This window comes from Youhaiella tibetensis, from assembly GCF_008000755.1.
GTDB lineage: Bacteria > Pseudomonadota > Alphaproteobacteria > Rhizobiales > Devosiaceae > Paradevosia > Paradevosia tibetensis.
The window spans coordinates 2069195-2091119 of sequence record NZ_CP041690.1; the positions used below are offsets into that span (position 1 = coordinate 2069195).

The 21925-nt window shown below is 63.9% G+C and carries 18 protein-coding genes; 11 read left to right on the forward strand and 7 right to left on the reverse strand.

Annotated elements, in window-relative coordinates:
• Positions 1 to 66 precede the first annotated feature (66 nt).
• From lpxD to FNA67_RS10100, 5 genes are read left to right on the forward strand one after another with little or no spacing between them, the layout of a single operon-like run.
• A complete protein-coding gene (gene lpxD / locus FNA67_RS10080; RefSeq protein ID WP_049704995.1) occupies positions 67 to 1083 on the forward strand; it encodes a UDP-3-O-(3-hydroxymyristoyl)glucosamine N-acyltransferase in 1017 nt (338 codons plus the stop codon).
• Positions 1083 to 1568, forward strand: a complete 486-nt coding sequence (fabZ, locus tag FNA67_RS10085; RefSeq protein ID WP_244616596.1) for a 3-hydroxyacyl-ACP dehydratase FabZ — start codon at positions 1083 to 1085, stop codon at positions 1566 to 1568. The genes lpxD and fabZ overlap by 1 nt, the downstream gene beginning before the upstream one ends.
• 3 nt (positions 1569 to 1571) lie before the next feature.
• The gene (lpxA, locus tag FNA67_RS10090) at positions 1572 to 2405 is read left to right on the forward strand and encodes an acyl-ACP--UDP-N-acetylglucosamine O-acyltransferase (protein WP_147655943.1); all 834 of its coding nucleotides are present in this window, start codon (positions 1572 to 1574) and stop codon (positions 2403 to 2405) included.
• A complete protein-coding gene (gene lpxI, locus FNA67_RS10095; RefSeq protein ID WP_147655944.1) occupies positions 2405 to 3247 on the forward strand; it encodes a UDP-2,3-diacylglucosamine diphosphatase LpxI domain-containing protein in 843 nt (280 codons plus the stop codon). The genes lpxA and lpxI overlap by 1 nt, the downstream gene beginning before the upstream one ends.
• Positions 3240 to 4361 (forward strand): lipid-A-disaccharide synthase, encoded by a 1122-nt coding sequence (locus FNA67_RS10100; RefSeq protein ID WP_147655945.1) that lies wholly within the window; start codon positions 3240 to 3242, stop codon positions 4359 to 4361. Before lpxI ends, FNA67_RS10100 begins: the two co-directional genes overlap by 8 nt.
• 170 nt (positions 4362 to 4531) lie before the next feature.
• Here FNA67_RS10100 and gltA read toward each other — a convergent pair whose 3' ends face one another.
• The gene (gene gltA / locus FNA67_RS10105; RefSeq protein ID WP_049704999.1) at positions 4532 to 5824 is read right to left on the reverse strand and encodes a citrate synthase; all 1293 of its coding nucleotides are present in this window, start codon (positions 5822 to 5824) and stop codon (positions 4532 to 4534) included.
• 135 nt (positions 5825 to 5959) lie between these two features.
• The gene (gltX, locus tag FNA67_RS10110; protein ID WP_147655946.1) at positions 5960 to 7381 is read right to left on the reverse strand and encodes a glutamate--tRNA ligase; all 1422 of its coding nucleotides are present in this window, start codon (positions 7379 to 7381) and stop codon (positions 5960 to 5962) included.
• Positions 7382 to 7459: 78 nt separating this feature from the next.
• On the opposite strand from gltX, the gene FNA67_RS10115 reads away from it, so the two are divergent.
• Positions 7460 to 9601 carry a ComEC/Rec2 family competence protein gene (locus tag FNA67_RS10115; protein ID WP_147655947.1) on the forward strand — a complete coding sequence of 714 codons (2142 nt, stop codon included), beginning with the start codon at positions 7460 to 7462 and terminating at the stop codon, positions 9599 to 9601.
• Here the strand turns inward: FNA67_RS10115 and FNA67_RS10120 are convergent.
• From FNA67_RS10120 to FNA67_RS10135, 4 genes are read right to left on the reverse strand one after another with little or no spacing between them, the layout of a single operon-like run.
• Positions 9570 to 11528 (reverse strand): beta-galactosidase, encoded by a 1959-nt coding sequence (locus tag FNA67_RS10120; RefSeq protein ID WP_147655948.1) that lies wholly within the window; start codon positions 11526 to 11528, stop codon positions 9570 to 9572. The genes FNA67_RS10115 and FNA67_RS10120 overlap by 32 nt on opposite strands.
• A gap of 12 nt (positions 11529 to 11540) precedes the next feature.
• Complete coding sequence (locus FNA67_RS10125) at positions 11541 to 12419, reverse strand: SMP-30/gluconolactonase/LRE family protein (RefSeq protein WP_147655949.1); 879 nt, start codon at positions 12417 to 12419, stop codon at positions 11541 to 11543.
• Positions 12416 to 13030, reverse strand: a complete 615-nt coding sequence (locus FNA67_RS10130) for a 2-dehydro-3-deoxy-6-phosphogalactonate aldolase (protein ID WP_147655950.1) — start codon at positions 13028 to 13030, stop codon at positions 12416 to 12418. The genes FNA67_RS10125 and FNA67_RS10130 overlap by 4 nt, the downstream gene beginning before the upstream one ends.
• Positions 13027 to 13938 carry a 2-dehydro-3-deoxygalactonokinase gene (locus FNA67_RS10135; protein ID WP_049705005.1) on the reverse strand — a complete coding sequence of 304 codons (912 nt, stop codon included), beginning with the start codon at positions 13936 to 13938 and terminating at the stop codon, positions 13027 to 13029. Before FNA67_RS10135 ends, FNA67_RS10130 begins: the two co-directional genes overlap by 4 nt.
• A gap of 214 nt (positions 13939 to 14152) precedes the next feature.
• On the opposite strand from FNA67_RS10135, the gene FNA67_RS10140 reads away from it, so the two are divergent.
• Positions 14153 to 15964 carry an IlvD/Edd family dehydratase gene (locus tag FNA67_RS10140; protein ID WP_049705006.1) on the forward strand — a complete coding sequence of 604 codons (1812 nt, stop codon included), beginning with the start codon at positions 14153 to 14155 and terminating at the stop codon, positions 15962 to 15964.
• A 68-nt stretch (positions 15965 to 16032) separates the two neighbouring features.
• On the opposite strand, the gene lexA is transcribed toward FNA67_RS10140, so the two are convergent.
• Positions 16033 to 16752, reverse strand: a complete 720-nt coding sequence (gene lexA, locus FNA67_RS10145; RefSeq protein WP_049705007.1) for a transcriptional repressor LexA — start codon at positions 16750 to 16752, stop codon at positions 16033 to 16035.
• Between the two features lie 250 nt (positions 16753 to 17002).
• Between lexA and FNA67_RS10150 the strand changes: the two genes are divergently transcribed.
• The 4 genes from FNA67_RS10150 (at position 17003) to FNA67_RS10165 (ending at position 21917) form a co-directional block, all read left to right on the forward strand.
• Complete coding sequence (locus FNA67_RS10150) at positions 17003 to 17263, forward strand: YtcA family lipoprotein (protein WP_147655951.1); 261 nt, start codon at positions 17003 to 17005, stop codon at positions 17261 to 17263.
• A complete protein-coding gene (gene mdtN / locus FNA67_RS10155; RefSeq protein ID WP_147655952.1) occupies positions 17260 to 18324 on the forward strand; it encodes a multidrug transporter subunit MdtN in 1065 nt (354 codons plus the stop codon). Before FNA67_RS10150 ends, mdtN begins: the two co-directional genes overlap by 4 nt.
• Positions 18302 to 20323 (forward strand): FUSC family protein, encoded by a 2022-nt coding sequence (locus tag FNA67_RS10160; protein ID WP_147655953.1) that lies wholly within the window; start codon positions 18302 to 18304, stop codon positions 20321 to 20323. Before mdtN ends, FNA67_RS10160 begins: the two co-directional genes overlap by 23 nt.
• A gap of 67 nt (positions 20324 to 20390) precedes the next feature.
• Complete coding sequence (locus FNA67_RS10165; protein WP_170267284.1) at positions 20391 to 21917, forward strand: TolC family protein; 1527 nt, start codon at positions 20391 to 20393, stop codon at positions 21915 to 21917.
• Positions 21918 to 21925: the final 8 nt, after the last annotated feature.

The following is a 21925-nucleotide window of genomic DNA, read 5'->3' on the forward strand; positions in this document are numbered from 1 at the left end:
CGGCATAGCGTGAGAAACCATTCGAAGCCGCGGTGCGCCGCGGCTTCTTTTTTTCAAAGTTGATCCATGGTCGATACACGATTTCATGCGTCCTCAGGCCCAGCGACGCTCAGCCAACTTCTCGCTGCTGCGGGCCGCGCCGTCGAAGCTTCGGGCTCGACCGACCTGCTGATCACCGGAGCTGACGAACTCCACATCGCCGGCTCAGGTGACCTGGCCCTTGCGGCCCACAATGACTATGCCGACGACCTCAAGGGAACTCTGGCAGGCGCGGTCGTGGTGGCCCCTGCGTTGCGCGAACTGGTGCCGGCGACGGCCATTGCCCTGGTCAGCGACCACGCGCACGACGTCTTTGCGGATATGCTCGATTGGCTCTATCCGCATGATACGCGCTCCGTGCTCAAGGCCAGCCTCGAGCGCTCGCCCCCGGTCCTCGAGGAGAACGTGGTGATCGGGCAGAATGTCTCGATCGGCCCCAATGTCGAGATCGGCCGCAATACCGTGATCGGCGCCAATACCGTAATCGGGGCAGGGGTGACCATCGGACGCGACTGCGTGATCGCGTCCAACGTCAGTATCGACTGCGCCTATCTGGGCAACAAGGTGGTGATCCACCCTGGCGCGCGACTGGGCACCGAAGGGTTTGGCTGGCTCGGGCTTGCCCGTTCCAACCGCAAGGTGCCTCAGCTCGGCAGGGTCGTGATCCAGGACAATGTCGAGATTGGCGCCAACACCACGATCGACCGCGGCGCTTTGGGCGACACGGTGATTGGTGAAGGAACCAAGATCGATAATCTCGTCCAGATCGGACACAATTGCCGAATCGGGCGTTATTGTCTGATTGCGGCCATGAGCGGCCTCTCGGGTTCAACCATCGTGGAGGACGGTGTTCTGCTAGGCGGCGGGGTTGGCACGTCCGGCCACCTGACCATCGGAGCCGGTTCCATGGTGCATGGCAGGGCTGCGGTCACCAAGGACTGGCCGGCGGGCTCCAAGCTTGCAGGCGCTCCCGCGCAGGATATAAGGGACTTCTGGCGCGAAATCGCCGTCGTGCGGCGACTGACCAAAGGGGAGAAGCGTTGATGGATACCAGTGTCATGGAGAAGCCGGTGGAAAAGGCCGAACTCAAGAGTCTGGACATCGCCCGGATCCTCGAATCCCTCCCGCATCGCTATCCGTTCCTGATGATCGACCGGATCATCAACATGAACGGCGACGAAAGTGCAGTGGGCGTCAAGAACGTCACGTTCAACGAACCGATCTTCCAGGGGCACTTTCCGGGCAAGCCGATCTTCCCGGGCGTGCTTATCATTGAAGGCATGGCCCAGACCGCTGGCGCCACGGTGATTGCGCACGACGAGACCACGGGCGGCGGCAAGAGCATCGTGCTGCTGCTCACCATCGATAAGGCCAAGTTCCGCAAGCCGGCGGAGCCTGGAGACCGTATCGAATACCACATCCGCAAGATCCAGCGCCGCCGTACGGTCGGCCGTTACGAGGCCAAGGCCATCGTCGACGGTACGGTCATCGCCGAAGCCGAAATCGGCGCCATGATCGTCGGGGAATAGAAGTTGGCCGTACCAGTTCACCAGCCAGAAGGCACCACCGTCATCCACCCCACGGCCATCGTGAGCCCCAGCGCCAAGATCGGCGTGGGCGTCAAGATCGGCCCCTATTGCACCGTCGAGGATACGGTAACGCTCCACGACGGGGTGGAACTGGTTTCGCACGTTGCCGTGGCCGGGCACACGGACATCGGCGCCAATTCCATCATCTATCCCTTCGCCTCGATCGGTCATCCGCCCCAGGATCTCAAGTACAAGGGTGAGCCGAGCCGCCTCGTCATCGGCGAGCGCACGGTGATCCGCGAGAACACCACCATCAACCCGGGCACGGCTGGTGGCGGCATGGAAACGCGCATCGGCGATGACTGCCTGATCATGGCGAGCGCCCACGTGGCGCACGATTGCAAGATCGGCAACCACGTGATTATCGCCAACTACGTGGCGATCGCCGGCCATTGCGTGGTCGAGGATTTTGTCCGCTTCGGCGGCATTTGCGGCGTGCATCAGTTTGTTCGCATCGGCAAGCATGCGTTCATCGGGGCGCAGAGCATGGTCGATGCCGATGTCATTCCCTACGGCATGGCCGTCGGCAATCGCGCCAACCTGGCGGGGCTCAACCTTGTCGGCCTCAAGCGCTCGGGCTTCGAGCGCGAAGCCATCCACACCCTCCGCGCCGCCTACCGCATGATCTTTTCGAGCGAAGGTACGCTGCGCGAACGCGTCGATGATGCTGCCGAAATGTTCAAGGCTGCCCCGATGGTGCAGGACGTCGTCGATTTCATCGCCGCATCCGCCGACCGCCCGATCTGCCTGCCGCGCAACGGGCACCACGAAGAATAATGGGTAATCGCCTCACGGTCTTTGCCGGCACGGGCGATCTCGTGCCGCACGCCGTCGAGGCGGCCCAGAAGGCCGGCTACAAGGTACAGGTATTGGCTCTGACGCCGCGCCCGGACCTTTCGGGCGTCAAGGTCGTCAAGGCCGACCTCGCCAACCCGCTGGGCATCATCTGGTCGCTGAAAGTCTTTCGAACCAGTCACGTGGTGCTGGCGGGCGGAATCACGCTGTCGGACGGCCAGCGCGAAGGCCTGGCCAAGTTCGCCAACAGCAACTCCGAGCGGTCTGCCACGAGCGGCGGCGGCCGCTCGCTCGGCGATGCGGCGCTGACCGGGCTGGCGGCAGTCCTCAAGAAGATGGCGGGAGCGGAACTGGTCGGTGTGCACGAGATTGCGCCGGACCTGCTTGCCCAGGAAGGTGTCATCGTGGGGTCGCCGCTGCCCGGCGAACACGCGGAGTCGGCGGGGTTCGCCCTGGCGATGGCTCGTGAGATCGGCCGTCTCGATATTGGCCAGGCCGTGGTGGTCGCGGGCCATCATGTCGTTTCGGCCGAAGATATCGGCGGAACCGATGGCCTGCTCGCGCGTGTCGGGGATTATCATGCCCGTGGAATTGCGGGAGACGGCGCGGCGCCGCTGATCCTCGCCAAGGCGGTCAAGCCCCAGCAGCCGTTGTTCGCCGATCTCCCTGCAATTGGCCCCGATACCGTTACCAACGCCAAGGCGGCTGGTGTGTCGGTCATCGCGGTAGAGGCCGGAAAGAGCATCATCATCGAGCGCGAAAAGGTGATTGACCTAGCGCGGCGCGAGAACATCACGATCGTCGGTTTGACGATCGATGGCTGACCCTCTCAAGCTTTTCATTCTGGCCGGCGAACCCTCGGGGGATCGCATTGCGGCGGACCTTGTCGAACGCCTGCAGCAACGCATGGGGGTTGACCTGGTAGGGGTCGGTGGCCAGGAACTGGCAGGCAGGGGCCTGGTCTCGCTCTATCCGATGAGCGACCTGGCGGTGATGGGCATTCGTGACGTCGTGATGCGCTTGCCGTTGTTGTTCTGGCGGATCGCCCAGACAGCCCGCGCAATCAGGGCTGCAGACCCAGACATCGTGGTCCTGGTGGACGCCCAGGAATTTTCCGAGCGTGTGGCCAAGCGTCTGCGTAAGGCCGGCTGGCGCAAGCCGATCATACTTTATGTGGCGCCGTCCGTGTGGGCTCGCCACCCCGAGCGCGCAGCGCGGATCAAGCCGCTGTTCGATGAGGTGCTGGCCGTGCTGCCATTCGAGCCGGCGGCGATGCGTCGATTGGGAGGGCCGCCGACCTCCTACGTGGGCCATCCGGCCCTGCGAGAGGCGGGCACATACGCGGGTGGCCACAAGGTCGCGCTGCTACCTGGAAGCCGGAAGAGCGAATTGCGGCGCCACATGCCGCTGCTGCGCAGCGTCGCCGAGATGCTCGCGGGAAAATACGGTGTCGAGGAATTCTTCATTCCCACGTTGCCCACCCACGAGGCACGGTTACGCATGGAGGTGGCCCAATGGTCCGTGCCGGTGCGGATCGTTGCCGATCGGGCCGAGCGCCGTGAGCTCTATGAGCAATCGATGTTCGCCATCTGCACGTCAGGCACAGCTACGCTCGAGATCGCGCTCGCGGGCGTTCCGATGATTATTCCTTACGTGATGGAAGGCGCTCAGGCGGCTTTCTATGAACGGGCCGGGCGGCCCAATGTCGGGCTGCCCAACATCATTCTCGATGCGAGCGTGGCGCCGGAGCTGATCCTGCCGGCCGTGCTGCCTTCGCCTGTACTGGCAGCGGCAGAGGCCATCCTAAGGGACGAGGACAAGCAGAAAGCCCAACGCGAAGCCTATTCGGTGCTGCGCCGTATGATGGAAGAGGGACTGCCCGACGCGCAGCGGGAAGACCCCGCCGATCGGGTGCTGGCGCACCTCAAGTCGCGCTGACGCCGGTCAGCCAGAGTCCAAATATCAGGAAATCGTATCGACGGCGTCGAGAGCTTGATGCTCCATCGACTTCGTCAGCAGTGCAGCTAACCCAGCGGGAGCTTCCTGCGCTTAGTTCCCTCCCAAGTAAGGGAGGGAACAAGGTGATCGGGACTCACGTCCGTAGGGACTTATTCGCGCTCGATGAGCGGCTCGTAGTCGCGCGTGACGGCTCCGTCGTAGAGCTGGCGCGGACGGCCGATCTTCTTCTGCGGATCGGCAATCATTTCCTTCCACTGGGCGATCCAGCCAACGGTGCGGCTGAGCGCGAAGATGGCCGTGAACATGGAGGTCGGGAAGCCGATGGCGTCCAGGATGATGCCCGAATAGAAGTCGACGTTCGGGTAGAGCTTGCGCTCGATGAAGTAAGGATCGGAAAGCGCGATCTTTTCCAGTTCCTGGGCGACCTGGAGCGTCGGGTTGTTCTCGACGCCCATGAGCGCGAGCACTTCCTTGGCCGTCTCCTGCATCACCTTGGCGCGCGGATCGTAGTTCTTGTAGACGCGATGGCCGAAGCCCATCAGGCGCACGCCGCTGTTCTTGTCCTTCGCCTTGGCGATGAACTCGGGGATGCGGTCCACAGTGCCGATCTCGCGCAGCATGTTGAGCGCAGCTTCGTTGGCGCCGCCATGGGCAGGGCCCCAGAGGCAGGCAACGCCGGCGGCGATACAGGCGAAGGGATTGGCGTCGGACGAGCCGGCCAGGCGCACCGTGGAGGTCGAGGCGTTCTGCTCGTGGTCGGCATGGAGCGTGAAGATGAGATCCATGGCCCGGGCGATGACCGGGTTGACCACATATTCCTCGGCGGGCACCGAGAAGCACATGCGCAGGAAGTTCGACGAATAGTCGAGATCGTTACGCGGATAGACGAAGGGCTGGCCAACCGAATACTTGTAGGCCATAGCCACGATCGTCGGGATCTTGGCGATCATGCGGATCGAGGCGATCTCGCGCTGGTCCGCGTCGCTGATGTCGATCGAGTCGTGATAGAAGGCAGCCATGGCGCCGACAACGCCACACACGATTGCCATCGGGTGCGCGTCGCGACGGAAGCCGCGGTAGAAATAGTGGATCTGCTCGTGGACCATCGTGTGACGGGTCACGCGATCCTTGAAATCGTTGAGCTGCCAGGCATTCGGAAGCTCGCCGTAGAGCAGCAGGTAGCAGACTTCGAGATAGTTGCTCTTGTCGGCCAGCTGCTCGATCGGGTAGCCGCGATACATCAGCTCACCCTTGTCGCCGTCGATATAGGTGATCGAAGAATCGCAGGCTGCCGTTGAGGTGAAACCCGGGTCATAAGTGAACATGCCCGTCTTGGCGTAGAGCGATCGGATATCGATCACGTCCGGCCCGACGGTGCCGTGCAGCACCGGAAACTCGTAGGTTTGGTCACCCACAACGAGTTTTGCGACTTCCTCAGCCATATTGCTCTCCTTGGCGATCCCACCCGGCCGAGGGGCCGGCCAGATGAGGCAGGTATGCTGACACTTTCAGCGGGGTTCGGAGTATCCGATTTACCCCACCCATGCAACAAATCGTCGCGGCCCTGCGCCTGAAGATCAGGCGAGCGCCACCTGGTCGGCGAGGCGATCAAGCGTCTCCTGCTTGCCGATCAAAACCATGACTTCGAAGATGCCGGGCGACACCGTACGGCCGGTGAGCGCCGCGCGCAGGGGCTGCGCGACCTTGCCCAGCTTGAGGCCGCGTGCCTCGGCAAAAGCGCGCGCGGCGCCATCGATCGCTTCGACAGACCAATCGTTGAGACCACGCAGGACCTCGGCGAACGCACCGATCATGTCACGCGAGTCGGTCGTGAGTTGGCCGGCCGCGGACGCATCGATCGGCAGCGGACGCTGCGCATAGATGAACTGGGCGAGATCGATGAGCTCGAGCACGGTCTTGGCACGGGGCTGCAACTCCGGGAGGGCAGCCAGCACTGTGTCCTTGTTCTGCGACAGGCCGACGACATCGGCGTTGCGTGCAACTTCCTCGGCGGTCGCCAGCATCACCTCGTAGAGGCGGGTCGGCTCGGCTTCGCGGATGTAGTGGCCGTTGATGTTCTCGAGCTTGACGAAGTCGAAGCGCGCGGCGCCCTTGTTCAGCGAATCCAAAGAGAACCAATCCACCATCTGGTCGGTGGTGAAGATCTCGTCGTCCCCATGCGACCAGCCGAGCCGCGCCAGGTAGTTGCGCATGGCCTCGGGCAGGTAACCCATCTGCCGGTAGGCTTCCACGCCCAGCGCACCATGGCGCTTGGAGAGCTTGGCACCATCGGGGCCATGGATCAGGGGGATGTGGGCCATGTCAGGCACTTCCCAACCCATACCGTTATAAATCACGATCTGGCGGGCCGCGTTGGTGAGGTGATCGTCGCCGCGGATGATGTGCGTGACGCCCATGTCATGGTCGTCCACGACCACCGCGAGCATGTAGGTCGGCGTGCCGTCCGAACGCAGGATGATGAAATCGTCAAGGTTCTCCGCCTTGAAGACGACCTTACCCTGCACGTGGTCCTGTACCACGATTTCTCCGGAGAGCGGCGCCTTGATGCGGATGACCGGAGCCACCCCGACAGGGGCCTCTGACGGGTCGCGATCACGCCAATAACCGTTGTAGCGCGGGGGCTTGCCTGCGGCGCGAGCCTCCTCGCGCATCTGGTTCAATTCCTCCGGCGAGCAGTAGCACTTGTAAGCCATGCCGCGTTCGAGAAGCTCGTGGGCGACCTCGGCATGGCGCGCGGCGCGGCCGAACTGCAGGATGGGATCGCCATCCCAATCCAGGCCCAGCCAGCGCAGCCCGTCATAGATCGCCTCGATAGCCGCATCGGTCGAGCGCTCGCGATCGGTATCCTCGATACGCAGCAGCATCTTGCCGCCCGTATGTCGTGAAAAAGCCCAATTGAACAAAGCCGTCCGAGCGCCACCAATATGCAGATAACCGGTGGGCGAAGGAGCGAAACGGGTGATGACGGGCTTTGACATGGCTCGCGACGGGAAAGGAGAAACAACCGGCCCCGTGTGTATCACAGGACCGGCTCAGCGCAAGGGCAGGCTCGCCCGATGAGCCAGACCACCGAAATCGAGATCGAACTGCGCGGTACCGGCCCGCCTGAGGGCAGGGCACGGCAGACGCCTACGCCAGCGCCGCCGGCCATCCTGCCGAAGCGGGACGTGAGGCACGGCCTGCGGGCCGCCATCGGCCAAGCGCTCGAGGAGCGGCGCCTTTTCGTGCTGCTGCCATTCTGCGTGATCGCCGGGCTCATCGCCTCGCTGGAAGTGTCTTCGGCCCCTCAACCCTGGGTGTTGATTGCGGACGGCGTCGCCCTCACGCTGATACTAGCGGCCTCGACGCAGGCATTGACCACCTTGCGGCTGGCCACAGTGGCCACGGCGTTCTGGCTGGGTTTTTCGCTGCTGGCGATCCATGGGGCGCTTTTCGGAACCCCCATGCTCTCGCAACCCGCCTACGGCACCTTCCAGGCGCGGGTCGACGAAATCATCTCCAAGACCGGCAGCCAGCAACGGATCGTAGTGTCCGACATAAGGCCAGTGGCCGAGACCAGGGGCATCGAGGTGCGTCGCGCGCGCGTATTCGTCCGCGCCGGACCCGACCTGGAGCCAGGCGATATCATCGAGACGAGGTTCCGTTTCTATTCCGTTCCGGGCCCGGCCGTCCCGGGAGCTTTCGACGCCCAGTTCCACTCCTATTTCGACGGAATCGGCGCCTACGCCACCACAAATGCGCCGCCCGTGATCGTCAGCGAGGGCGACGCCGGCCAGCCCGACCGCGTGATCGAAACGCTGCGAGGCGGCATCTCGGCGCGGCTCGACGCGGTGCTGGCGGAGCCTGCGGCGGGCATTGCGCGAGCGGTGATCAATGGCGACCAGAGTGCGGTGACCGAAGAGGCGCGAGAGATCATGGCCACGGCTGGCCTCGCGCACGTCCTTTCCATTTCCGGCCTGCATTTAACGCTGGTGGCCGGCGGGGTCTATTTCGCGCTGCGCCTGCTGCTGGCGGCGCTCGGCGGCGGCGCGGGACGTTTCTCGGCCAAACGCCTCGCGGCCATCGGCGGGATGATTTCCGCGCTCCTCTACTTTTCGATCTCTGGCGGCAACGTGGCGGCGATGCGTTCTACAATCATGATCCTCCTGGTGTTCGGGGCGATCCTCGCGGGACGCCGGGCGCTCACCATGCGAAACGTCGCCATCGCCGGGTTTCTCGTGATCGTCACCGACCCCGCCAGCGTATTCCGCCCCAGCTTCCAGCTCTCCTTTGCCGCCGTGGTCGCGCTGGTGGGAACCTATGAATCCTACCGGCCACGGATGGATCGGGAGCGATCCACGGTGCGCAAACTCGCCTCCTACTTCCTCGGTATTGCCGTAACGAGCCTGGTGGCTGGGGCGGCGACGGTGCTGTTCTCGATCTATCATTTCCAGCAGACGTCCCCGCTGGGTGTCGTGGGCAACCTGATCTCGCTTCCCCTGGTCGGCTTCGTGATGATGCCTGCAGCGCTCCTCGGCGTTCTAGCCATGCCGCTGGGGCTAGAGTGGTTGCCCATAACCATCATGGGCTGGTCCATCGACTGGATGCTTCAATGCGCAGCCGTGATCGCTTCATACAGCCGCCACGTCAGTGCCAGCCCGTTGCTGACGCCGGTTTCGCTTGTGATCGGTCTTGTCGCGCTCGCCTGGTTCGCGTTTCTAAACAGCCCCTGGCGCTTCTTGGGACCGGCGGCGGCGCTCCTTGCCGTATCACTTCTGACGCTCGACAAACCGCCCGATGTGTTGGTCGCAGATACAACGCAGGCCGTCGCCGTCCGCCAGGAAGGCGGCATGGGCCTCGCCTCAGGCAAGGCCAATTCCTTCGCCGTCGAAATCTGGCAGGAGACGTACTCGGAGCCGATTGAGAAGCTGACCGATGGACTTTTGTGCGACGCTCTCGGCTGCATCGCTCACGGGAAGGGCGGTTTCACGGTGGCTGTTGTACGTGATCAGGCCGCCTTCGGCGAAGATTGCCGCGCGGCAGACCTGGTTGTGACCCGCCTGACGGCGCCACGCTATTGCAGGGCCGCAACCACGGTTATCGACGCAACCGACCTGCGTCGGGGCGGCGTTCAATGGTTGCGCTGGCTGGGCGGAAGCTTCGAGATACGCCCGGCCATCACCGGGCTCAATCGCCCCTGGAGAGTCGCGCCACCGTGACCCCGGCCGCGGGGATGGTCTCGGACCCCACGACATAGTCCGCCTCATCGTCGGCCTTAACGAGCGTAGCGGGACCTGTGCCATAGTTGAAATAGACCCGGAACCCGTCGCGGACCCGGCAACGAACGCCGGCGGGCAGGTTGAGGGTGGGCAGGTTTGCTTCGTCCAGCATGCGGTCGATGACCCGCTGCATGAGCGAGCGGTCGCCGCTGGCGGCAAGATAGAACAGGCGGCCCTGAGAGACGAGCACGGGAAAGCCCTCCTCGTCCTCGAACTCAACTTCAGCGCGCGTTTCCAGCCGCTCACGCCAATGCCTCACCGCGCCGCCTCCGCGCACCGACACCTCGATCGCCGGATTGGTGCTATCCACGCGCACGACCTTGGCGTCGAGCATGTTGCGGGGGAGGTCGGGAGCCAGGCCCGACGGTATGGTGAAATTGCCAGTCTTCGAGCCCGTGCGCGGGCCAATCAGGAGATGTCCCTCGTAGTTGGCGAGGGCCGTGCGCAACTGGTCGCTCCAGGCGAAAAGCGCCGGGATGATGACGAGGTCGTAACCGGCAAAGCTGTCAGTCTGGGCCGAGAGAATGTCGACATCGACGCCACGCTTGCGCAGCGGCCCATACGCGGCCTTGACGTGGGCGTGGTGAGAAAAGCCCTTGGCCTGCGGCTGGACTGACCAGGCCCATTCGCTCTCATAGTCGTAGACGATGGCGACACGCGCCTTGCGCGCCTCGCCGCCGATGCCGGTGCTCTTGAGTTCCTGAGCGACCTGCAGCGCTTCGTTGTAGGCCGGCGCCGGTTCGCTGTCGGGCCGGAGCAGGCCGGCATGCATCTGCTCCTGGGCGGAATGATATTGGCGCCAGCGGAAATAGGACACCACCTCAGCCCCATGCGCGAAGGCCTCCCAGGCCCACAGGCGCGCCATGCCGGGCAGGGGGTCGGGATTGTAGCTCGCCCAGTTCACCGGCCCGGGTTGCTGCTCCATGATCCACCAGCGCCCGCGCCCGACGGAGCGATAGATATCGTGCTGGAGCCCCTGGGCATCAGGTTCGCCCTGGCGCAGGAACTGTGCCTTGACCTCAGGGCTCTCGTCGCTGACGTCCAGATGCCCGATCGGGTAGGAGTCCCAACTCGCCACATCGATGGTCTTGGCCAACTCATAGTGGTCGAAATCGGTGAACCGACCCATGAAATTGTGGATCACGGGAAGGTCCGGCCGGGCAGCCTTGAGCAGGTCATACTGGACCTTGTTGAAGGCGGCGACCTGGTCGGAAGAATAGCGCCGGAAGTCGAGCGACGCGTTCGGGTTGGGCTCGGTGACGGTCAGCAGGGGCAGGTCGATCTGGTCGAAGTCGTTGTATTCCATCGACCAGAAGATATTACCCCAGGCTTCGTTCAGCGCCTCGACGGTGCCGTAGCGCTGCCGAAGCCAGGTGCGGAAACCCTGTCGCGCCGCTTCCGAATAGGAAAGCGTGGTGCTGTGGCACCCGTATTCGTTGTCCGTCTGCCAGCCGCCCAGCGCCGGGTGCTGGCCGACATGGTCGATCAGCAGTTGGGTGATGCGCGCGCATTCCTGCCGGTAGCCCTCGTGGGAGAAGCAGTAGTGGCGGCGCGAGCCGAAATTGCGTGGACGTCCGTTCTCGTCGACCGCAACCATATCGGGATGCTTGTCCATCATCCAGCGCGGCGGGGTAGCAGTTGGCGTGCCGACGATGACCTTGAGTCCGTGCCGGCCCAGCACATCCATTGAGCGCACCATCCAGGAAAAATCGAGTTCTCCCGGCCGCGGCTCGAGCTTGGACCAGGCGAACTCGCCGATGCGGACGAAGCCGATGCCGACTTCCGCCATGCGGGCGGCGTCACTCTCCCACCGCTCTTCAGGCCAATGTTCGGGGTAGTAGCAGACGCCGAGGGTGGGAGCGGTCATCGCACAGAGCTTTCAGAGCTTGATCAGGGGTTCAGGCAGGCCGGGAACATCGACGTCGAGCGCAAAGATGCCGCCGGCATGGACATCTGCCGCCAGTTCTTCGGCCGACATATGTTCTCGGGCCGTAGTGATGTAGAGGGTCTTGAGGTCCGGACCGCCAAAGGCGGGGCACGTGACGCGGCTGGTGGGAACCTCGACGATCCGGTCGATCGATCCGTCGGGCGCGTGGCGGACCACGCAATGCCCTTCCCAGCGTGCGTTCCAGAGGTAGCCTTCCGAATCCACGACGGAGCCATCGGGGAAGCCGCGATCGACCTCGGCAAACAGCGACCATTCGCCGATCGGCCCACCGGTCGCCGGATCGATGGAGCGCTTAAGAATGCGCTTTGTCGGCGTATCGGTGAAATAGGCGGTGCGCCCATCGGGGGAGAAGCAGATCGAGTTCGGGATCGTGATGCGATCGAAAAGCAGTTCGACCTGGCCGTCGCGATACTGATAGACCGCGCCCATCTCCGGACCGTCGTCGCCCTTGCGGCTCATCGTCCCGATCCAGAAGCCGCCGGCGGGGTGGACGCGGCTGTCATTGGGACGGTTGCCGACCTTGTCGGCCTCAAGCGAAGCGATGAAGCGCTTGGTGCCAAGATCGAGATCGAGCTCGACAAGGGCTCCCGCCGTTGCGACCGCGAGACGGTTCGCATCAATCATCGCGGCGGCCGTGGCGCGGTCATCGAACGTGAAGCGCTCGAGGATTTCTCCGCTCGCATCGGCGCTCAGAAGCGTGTTGTTGAGGATGTCGAACCAGTAGAGCCGGTCGTTGAACCGGTTCCAGAACGGCCCCTCGCCAAGCTCGCACCGGCAATCGATGAAGAGTTCGGCCTTGTCCTTGCTCATTGCGCCTTGCTCCGGTCATAGGCAGCAACGGCTTCGCGCGCCTTCTCGCCCACTTCGGCGGCGGCGCGGCCGGGTTTGTAGAGGAAGGTGCCCAGGCCGAAGCCGGTGCAACCCACGGCAAAGAACTCGCCGAAATTGTCGGGGTTCGCCCCTCCGACTGCGTAGACAGGCATGGTCGACGGCAGCACCGCCTTGATTGCCTTTATGCCCTTGGCCCCGAGCACTTCGGCCGGGAAGAACTTGAGCCCGGTGGCGCCAGCGCGAATGGCCTTGAAGGCTTCGGTCGGGGTGAAGACGCCGGGATAGGATTTGAGCGTGAGCCGGACGGTTTCCTCGATCACCTTGCGGTTGGCGTCGGGGGAAACGATGAACGTACCTCCGACCTCGGCAACTGCCTGGACATCACGCCGGGAAAGCACGGTGCCGGCCCCGATCATGGCATCATGCTGGAACGCATCGACGGCCAGCTCGATGCTGCGCACGGCGTCGGGCGAATTGAGGGGCACCTCGATCATAGTGATCCCGGCTTCGATCAGCGCCCGGCAGACATCCACGCTCTCGTTGGGCGTGATGCCGCGCAGAATGGCGATGATTTCCCTGCGTTCAGTCATGCTAGAGCCTTTCTGGCAGTCTTTAGTCCGGCAATGGTGGCGTCGGTGGCATCAACGACCCGGCCGGCGATGCCGATCCGGGAAAGTGCCCTGGCATAGAGGGCGCAGAGACCCGTGCTGCCGATAAGCGGCACTTCAGCTCCGGCGATCCAGTCTCGCTGGCCTCCGATTTCCGCTCCGATGAGAAGGCCCGAAAGGAAGCCTGCGCACCAGTCGGGCCCGCGCCCGGAAAGCAGGGAGCCCGCCCGGACCTTGAAGAGCGTCGCTGTGAGGCGCTCGGGGGCATCAAGACCCATCGAAAGACCCGCATCGAAACCCTCGTCGCGCCCGGGACCGTCAAGCTCCCCCTGCAGGGAGTGGCGCAGCACCGAATGCGTCTTTAGTACTTCGAAGAGTTCGCCGGTCATCACGGTCGTGAAACGCTCGACGCGGGTGCCGCTGAGCGTGGCCCATTTCGAATGCGTCCCCGGCATGATGACCAGGCCGGAAAATCCAGGAACGAGCGCCGAGAGTCCGAGCAGCTGGGTTTCTTCCCCGCGCATCACGTCCTCGGCGCCGGGTGCCTTGAGGCAGACTCCGGGAAGGATGCGTGGTTGGAGGGCACTGTCGGACATTTCAGGGCGGACGGCGCTGAAGATCAGGCCAGCCAGGTCGGCCGGAGCGTCGAGGTAAGGAGCCTCGATCCAGCCCTGGCGGGCGCCAGCCATTCCGCAGATCACGACATCGCCGCTGCTCGGATCGACGCCTTCGAGAAGCCCTGCCAGCACGCCCGGATAATCCTCGCGGCCCAGCTTGCCCATGCCCCGGTCCGAACTGCGCGAAAACGTGACGTTGCCGTCACTGGCAATACCCCAGGCCCGCAGGTTGGAGGTTCCCCAATCCACCGCGATCCACTCGGCCACGTCCATACCCAAGTCAATTCCTCCCTGGCGCCGTGCCAGGGTTGCAGGCGCGCGGGCCGTACCTAACCCGATCACTGCGGCGACTTCCAGCCCAGTGTTTGAAACCGTACAAAACTTTCCATTTGCCGGAGTGTTTTCCCGCACACTTTCCCGGACGATGTTCTATAACGAGCCTCGCATTGATATACGTGCCGCAAGGCGCGGGCGGAGGAACTTTACGATGACGGGGAACAACGGCGCGAACGGTGCCGGCAACAAGCTGCGTTCGCGCGCCTGGTTTGACAATCCGGACAACCCGGACATGACCGCGCTCTACCTGGAGCGCTATCTCAATTTCGGCATCTCGCGCGAAGAGCTGCAATCGGGCAAACCCATCATCGGCATTGCCCAGACCGGTTCGGACCTGTCGCCCTGCAACCGCCACCACATCGTTCTGGCCGAGCGCGTGCGCGAGGGCATCCGCGAAGCGGGCGGCATCGCCATCGAATTTCCGGTGCATCCAATCCAGGAAACCGGCAAGCGACCGACCGCAGGGCTCGACCGCAACCTCGCCTATCTCGGCCTCGTCGAAGTGCTCTACGGCTATCCGCTCGATGGCGTCGTGCTGACGATCGGCTGCGACAAGACCACGCCGGCCATGCTCATGGGCGCGGCAACGGTCAACATTCCGGCGATCGCTCTTTCGGTCGGCCCCATGCTCAACGGCTACTTCCGTGGGGAGCGAACGGGCTCGGGCACCATCGTCTGGAAGGCCCGCCAGATGATGGCGAAGGGCGAGATCGACTATAAGCAGTTCATCGACCTGGTGGCTTCGTCGGCGCCCTCGACCGGCTATTGCAACACCATGGGCACCGCGACCACGATGAATTCGCTGGCCGAGGCCTTGGGCATGCAGCTGCCGGGTTCCGCCGCCATCCCCGCACCGTATCGCGACCGCCAGGAAATGGCCTATCGCACCGGCAAGCGCATCGTCGAGATGGTGCACGAAGACCTCAAGCCCTCCGATATCCTGACGCGCGACAACTTCCACAACGCGATCGTGGTCAACTCGGCCATTGGTGGGTCGACCAACGCGCCGATCCACATCAACGCCATCGCGCGTCACATCGGTGTCGAACTCGATATCTCCGATTGGCAGAAGGAAGGCCATCAGGTGCCGCTGCTGGTGAACCTGCAGCCGGCCGGTGAATATCTTGGCGAAGACTACTATCATGCCGGCGGCGTGCCGGCAGTGGTCAACGAGTTGATGGGGCAGGGCCTCATCGCGGAAAACGCACCGACCGTGAACGGCAAGAGCATCGGCGAGAACTGCCGCGACACGCCGATCCAGGATGACAAGGTCATCCGCAAGTTCGACAATCCGCTCAAGGCGGAGGCTGGCTTCCTGGTTCTCGGTGGCAATCTCTTCGACAACGCCATCATGAAGACCAGCGTCATCAGCCAGGAATTCCGCGATCGTTACCTGAACAACCCAGCCAGCCCCAATGCTTTCGAGGGCAGGGCTGTAGTCTTCGACGGTCCGGAGGACTACCACCACCGCATCGACGATCCGGCACTGGCAATCGATGAGTTCACGCTGCTCTTCATGCGCGGCGCCGGCCCCATCGGCTATCCGGGTGCTGCCGAAGTCGTCAACATGCGGCCGCCTGCGTACCTCATCAAGCAGGGCGTGACTTCGCTTCCCTGCATTGGCGACGGGCGCCAGTCAGGTACTTCGGGCTCGCCCTCGATCCTCAACGCTTCTCCGGAAGCGGCTGCGGGCGGCAACCTCGCCATCCTGCGCACCGGGGACCGCGTGCGGATCGATCTCAACACCGGCGCTGCCAATATCCTCATCTCCGACGAGGAAATCGCTCAGCGTCGCCAGGAACTGGCAGCCAATGGCGGCTACCAGTATCCCAAGAACCAGACGCCCTGGCAGGAGATTCAGCGCGGCATCGTCGACCAGCTCGGCAGCGGCGCCGTTCTCCGTCCCGCCGTCAACTACCAGCGCCTGGCCCAGACCGCCGGGCTGCCCCGCGACAACCACTGACGCCGGCACAAAACAGCGCCGCCGCCGGATCTCCCCGGCGGCGGCGTTTCAATTTCGGAGCGGAACGCTCAGTACTTGCGCAGCAGGCCGACCAGCCGACCCTGTACCTTCACTCGGTCGGGGCCGAAGATGCGGGTTTCGTAAGCCGGGTTGGCGGCCTCGAGAGCGACCGAATTACCCTTGCGGCGCAGGCGCTTGAGAGTAGCCTCTTCATCATCGACGAGAGCCACGACGATCTCGCCGGTTCCGGCTGAGTCCTGCTTCTTGATCAGTACGGTGTCGCCGTCGAAGATGCCGGCCTCGATCATGGAATCGCCGCGCACTTCGAGCGCATAGTGCTCACCCGGCCCGAGCATCTCGGGCGGCACGGCAATGGTGTGGCTATGGGTCTGGATGGCCTCGATCGGGGTGCCGGCTGCGATACGTCCCATCACCGGCACTGCAACAGGCCGGCCACTTTCGGCGACCGACACCAGTTCCGTCCGAGGCGGGGGCGCTGAAACCTTGCCAAGGTTGCCCTCGATGACATTGGGCTCGAACCGCGCCTTGCGCCCGCCAAGCGACGGGTTCATCGAATCCGGAAGCTTGATGACTTCGAGCGCTCGCGCCCGGTTGGGCAGGCGGCGAATGAAACCACGCTCCTCAAGCGCCGTGATCAGGCGATGGATACCGGACTTGGACGCCAGGTCGAGCGCATCCTTCATCTCGTCGAACGAGGGCGGGATGCCGGTTTCCTTCATCCGTTCGTGGATGAACATGAGCAGTTCGTGTTGCTTGCGCGTCAGCATCGGCGGCCCCAACAGAATCAGAACAAAGACTGAACTTGTTATATGTGTTCCAGTTATGTTCTGCAACAAAACGGTGAAGAAGCCGTTATCGCACCCCTTCATGTGCCGCCGAAACGCTTGACGGGACCGGGAATTTGGGTCGATCTCTGGCCGGAAGCCGCCCCTGACGGGCGATTTCGAGTGTGCGGAGCGTCAAGTGCAACCAGTATCCGTGAGCCGCGTGTTTGCGGCGCGCCTACCACGACTAGGCATGGCGCTACTTTTCGCGAGCATGCTCGGAGCTTGTAGTTCGGAGCCTTCGGCGCCCTCGATCGCAATATTTGGCTCGTTCTTTCCAGCCTGGATCATCTGCGCGGTTCTTGGTGTGGTCTTCGCCGTCATCGCGCGGCAATTGCTGATCATTCTCGATATCGACGGGTATCTTCCACTGCCATTGCTGGTCTATCTGTGTATGGCGATTGGTGGGGGTACCGGCTTCTGGTTCCTCTGGTTCGGCGGAATTCCGCAATGAACGGCGGGCATGTCATCAAGAGGCTGATTGGCCTCGTCATTGCCGTGGTCAGTTTCGTAGCGGCGGTCGTGGGCATCTATTTCTCGCTCAACGAGATCAACAGCTCGCCGCGAACCGACGTCGCCGAGATCTCGGCACCCACAATCCACGTTTCGCCCACGGTTCCCGGTCGCATCGTTTCGATCGCCGTCCAGAACAATGCGAGCGTCAAAAAGGGCGACGTGCTCTTCCAGATCGATCCGCAGCCCTATCAGCTTCGCCTCGACCAGGCGCAGGCCGAGCTGCGTGCCGCCCAGTCCGAGGTCGAGCAGGGCGGGCGCAATATTGCTACGGCCCAAAGCAACGCCGATGTCGCCGCCAAACAGATCGAACGCGCGCGCTTCAATGCCGAACTCGCCCGGCAGACCCTGGAGCGCCTAGAGCCGCTCCTGCCAAAGGGATACGTGACGGCCCAGCAGGTGGACCAGGCGCGAACCGCCTATAGCGACGCACAGGTCAGTCTTGACCAGGCGCTCCAGCAGTCGCAGGGCGCGACACAGGTCATCGGCACGCTCGATACCCGCAAGGCCCAGGTCGACGTGGCCGAGGCGACGGTGGCCCTTGCGCAGCGCGATCTCGACAACACGACCGTGCGCGCGCCGTTCGACGGGAAGGTGACGGGGCTCGAGATGGCATCCGGCGAGTATGTGATAACGGCCCAGTCCATCTTCACGCTGATCGACACTTCCGGTTGGGAGGCGGTGGCCTTCTTCCGCGAAACCGAACTCGACGCCATCCGTCTCGGCAGCCGGGCCGATGTCTTCGTGATGGCGGACCGATCGCGGCGCATCCAGGGAGAGGTCGAAAGCATCGGTTGGGGTGTGCGGTCGGAGGAATCGGCCAATATCCTCGGGCTGCCGATCGTTTCCAGTTCCCTCAACTGGGTGAAGGTGGCCAAGCGTTTCCCGGTCTACGTCAAGCTCCACGATCCGCCGGCGGACCTGATGCGCATCGGCTCGACCGCCATCGTCATCGTCGGCCAGCCCCCGAGCGAAACCGATGCTGTATCGACCGCCCACTAGACCGAGCTTCGCCAGGATCGTCTGGGACGAACTGCAGCCCTATCCGGGGCGGCTCGACCTTTCGATACGGATGGCGGTGCTTTGCGTGCTGGTTACGGTGGTGGCCATGGCCAACCACGTGCCCGAGGCCGCGCTCTCGTGCTACCTCATCTTTTTCGCATCAAAGGACAACTCGGGGTCAGGCATCCTGATCGGTCTCGGCCTGATCGTGGCGGCTTCCGTCGGCATATTGCTGGGGGTGTTGTTCCTGATGATCTCGGCGGATTCGCCGTTCCTCAGGCTCGCGTTCATTGCGGCCTTCACCTTCGGCGGCATGTACTTCTCCCAGGCCAGCCGGCTTGGGTCGATGGCGGGCACCGTGGGCTTCGTCTTTGCCTTCGTGATGACGCTTTACGACATCATCCCCGTAGCCGAACTCCTCACCCGGGCGCTCACCTGGATGTGGGTAGTCGTCTTCTTCCCGATGTTCTTTCTGGTGTTGCTGAACGTGGTCGCCCCGAGGAGCCCGGCTCGCCTGTTGCGAGCCACCCTCGCAGACCGGCTCGACGCGGCCGCGGCTTTGCTTCGAAACACTCCCAACGCGGTTCCTACCGCCCACGCCCTCCTTGGCGATGGCAACGCAAAGGCCTCCACCTACCAGCGCATGGCGCGGCTGCTGTCGCTGACCAGCAAGGAGGAGAGCTACCGGGAGGGCGAATTGATCGATCTCTCCTACCGCGCCCTGGCCGTGGCTTTGGCGCGAAGCCAGGAAGGCGCGGCCCCCGATCCCGTGCTCGCGGACGAGCTCGGTCGCTACGCGGTCGTTGTACGCGACCGCGAGTTGCTCACGATCGTTCCGCGAGCAGGAGCCGCGACGTCGGGCATGGAGGCGATCGTCGGGCGGCTGGCAGCAACCCTCTGGCAGGGCTACGCGCCGCCGCCCCCCTCCAAGGCGCCCGCGGAGCCGCTGCTGGCGCCGGACGCGTTCCACAACCCGCGCTACACCCAGTTCGCCCTGAAGACCCTGCTGGCGGTGATGATCTGCTACATCACCTATACCGCGCTGGACTGGTTCGAGATCCATACGGCGATGATCACGTGCTTTTATGTGGCGCTCGGGACGACCGGCGAAACCATCCACAAGCTCACCCTGCGCATCCTCGGGTGTCTCATCGGCGCTGCCATGGGCGTGGGAGCGATGATCGTCTTCGTTCCGCACATGACCGATATCGGCCACCTGATGGTGCTGGTCGGCTGTGGCAGCCTGATTGCCGCCTGGATCGCAAACGGGTCCGAACGCATTTCCTACATGGGCTGGCAGGCGGCGCTCGCATTCTTTCTCTGCACGCTGGGCGGGTTTGGACCGAGCGTCGATTTCGGCGTCGCCACGAACCGCATCATCGGCATTCTCTTCGGCAACGTGGTGGTGAGCCTGGTGTTCTCAACCATCTGGCCGGTGAGCGTGGGGGGCAACGTGAGAGGCGCCCTTGCCAAGGCCAGCACTGCGTTGACCGGTCTGTTGCGCGGCGAGAAGGATTTAGGCCAGCAGGCCGCCGACTTCCACACAGCGGTCAAGACGGCCGAAAGCGGCACCGAGCTTTTGATGTTCGAGGCCGAGCGGGTCAAGAAGACAGAGATCGCACCGGACGAAGCTGAGGCGTTGCTCAGCGATATCAGTGCATTGTCGGCGCCGGTTTTTCTGCTTTCACGCGATGGAGCTGCTCCGCGCGGTATGCCCAGGTATGTGAAAGCTGCAACGGTTCGGTTCGAAAACGCCGTTGCGCAGTGGTTGGATACCCGGGCTTCGGATATAAAGAACGGGCGTTGGGCATCCGAGCCTCCGATATGGGGCGACGCCCTAAGGGACGTGGAAGTCGCGTTCAACCGCGCCAGGAGGCAGGCGGGAGAACAGGGCAGGCGGCTTCCGGCAGCCGTCCGCGCGCAGATGGTTTCGCGACTGCGTCTCTACCGGCAGATCGACGCCCGGATCGCGCGAATGGCAGATGTAAAGGCGGCGTAACATGGGTCTTGTTGGGCGTGGGGCCCGGCGCGCGGGTTGGGGCAACCTGCTTTCCGGCGGTAGTTTGATGGCTGCGGGTCTTCGTGGAGCCCTTGCGGCGGCGCTGGGGGCGACGCTGCTGGCGGGCTGCACGTCATCGGCTATGAAATTTGCTCCGGCCAGCGCCCAGACCCCATTCCAGACACCCGGTCACCAGACCCAGACTGCTGGCGGCGCGCCCGATTTCGGCCTGGCCCAGGACGCCGCCATGCCGATTGCCATCGCGACGCCGCAACTCGACGCCAAGCACACCTACACGTTGCCCGAACTCATCGACATCGCCCAGTTGAGCAATCCGGTGACTCGCGCGAGCTGGGAACGCGCGCGCCAGGCGGCCATAGCCGTCGGCGTGACAGAGGCGGCCTACCTGCCGGTTCTCTCCGCCAATGTCCTTGCCGGCGTCCAGCAGACCTCGACCACCGCGCCCGGCATCGACGGGCCGCTCATCACCGTTCCCCCTGGCACACTGACCACGACCGGCGCGCAGGTGCTGCCGTCCCTGGCCGTCCAATGGCTGCTCTTCGACTTTGGCGGGCGCGACGCCGCCAACGCGGCGGCGAAGGACCTTTCCTACGCTGCCAACGTCACCTTCAACGGCGCCCACCAGAAACTGATCTTCGATGTCAGCAGTGCCTTTTTCAGCCTTTCTTCGGCGCGCGTGCAGCTCAGCATCGCGCGCGAGACGCTCGCCAACACCCAGACCGTGCTGTCGGCGGCCGAGGCGCGGCTGAAGACCGGCGTCGCGACGACGATCGAGGTCGCACAGGCTAAGCAGCAGGTGGCGCAGGCCCAGTTTGGCCTCACCCAGTCGCAGGGCCATGAGCGTAGCGCCTACCTGGCGCTGCTGCAGGCCATGGGGGTCTCGCCCACCATTACCATTCGGGTCCAGGATGCCAGTGGCCGCCGACTTCCGCGAGCCGTGCCGCAGGATCTCAACCGGTTGATCGAGGCGTCGTTGCAGCGCCGGCCCGATGTGCAGGCCGCCTTCGCCAAGTACCGCGCCGACCAGAGCGGCATTGCCGCAGCCCGTGCCGAGTTCCTCCCCAAGGTGGCCCTGACCGGCAGCGTCAACCGGCTCGCCGCTTCGCTCGATGTAGAGGACAGCCGCTTCGGTCAGCTCGCCCATCTCCAGAGCAACCAGCCCAACGCCAACCTGCTTGTGGGCATCTCCATTCCCATCTTCGATGGTGGCCTGCGTGATGCGCGGCTGCAGGCGGCCATGGCGCAGGCGGCTGCTTCCGAGCAGGATCTTGCCGCGCTTCAGAACGCTGCTGCCCAGCAGATCGTCGTCGGCTATGACCTGCTGCGGACGAGCCTTGCGGGCTATGCCGCGGCAACCGAGCTGACCAACGCGGCACAAACCACTTATGACGCTGCGCTCGACTACTACAAGAACGGCCTCGGGACTCTCGCCGACGTGAGCATCGCCCAGACCGGACTGCTGCAGGCGCGCCTCTCGAAGGCAACCGCACACAGCGATTCCCTCATCGCGGCAGCGACGATCGCATTCGCTACCGGCACGTTGACGAACCGGATGTCGTCCGGCGCCCTCTGAGCGCGAGC